Origin of the sequence: Vibrio sp. S457-15 (assembly GCF_000960545.1) — a bacterium.
GTDB lineage: Bacteria > Pseudomonadota > Gammaproteobacteria > Enterobacterales > Vibrionaceae > Vibrio > Vibrio parahaemolyticus.
This window is the reverse complement of record NZ_JYOQ01000016.1, coordinates 1-745: the sequence shown is the minus strand read 5'-3', so window position 1 is coordinate 745 and position 745 is coordinate 1. Positions and strand designations below refer to the sequence as shown.

The window sequence follows — 745 nt, the reverse complement described above, 5'->3', positions numbered from 1 at the left end:
GGGCGTTATACCAATCATTAACAATATGTAAATAATTTTGAGGGTTCTATGACAATAACAAATTCGCAATTCGAAGATATATTTTTAGATCAAAAGCGCTGGATTGACATGTTCATTTCGCATTGTATTACTGCTAAAGAGCTAATATTAATCGCTTATCCTTTTCAAGAAAAAGTAGTTAATAGAGCCGGAAATACCAGTGACTTTGAAAAATATGGTGCTTTCAGTGATGCAGCCGCATTACATGTTGGACTTGCTATTGAAAACTTAGTTAAGGCCAAAAGTATTTCAGAAAATGAAATTCAAATTAACGAAAATGGTGAAGCTAAAGGTTTAGCTACGCATCACGATTTACTTAAGCACGTTACGAATGCTGGAATTAGTTTAACTAATGAGCAAAAGGAATTTCTCAAACGCTTAGCTTTCCAAACGAATTCACTATCTAAATATCCACTTGCCAAAAACCTAAAGACTCAAACAGAGTTTACGGGCATTTGCGTTGGTATGGTTGCCCTAAAGGAAGCAAAGCCGATTATTCTGGAGATTATTAGTAAAGCAAATTTTAAAGATGATCTTAAAAGTAAACTAGCCGAGCGGGTAAAATCTGAGTTTTAAATTGGTATAACAAACTGTTTAAGAGTGATTCGCAACGCGTGGCATTTTCTCTATGCGTTGTGTTTAGTGTTTAAGGTGGTGTGCGGAGGCTTTTGTATTGCGTTGCTCACACCTTAACAGGGCGTTATGT

At 35.8% G+C, this 745-nt stretch carries 1 protein-coding gene; it reads left to right on the top strand.

Annotated elements, in window-relative coordinates; all coding sequences use genetic code 11:
* Positions 1–48 precede the first annotated feature (48 nt).
* On the top strand, positions 49–615 hold the full coding sequence (locus tag UF05_RS02620; protein ID WP_045545074.1) for a hypothetical protein: 567 nt from the start codon (positions 49–51) through the stop codon (positions 613–615).
* Positions 616–745 lie beyond the last annotated feature (130 nt).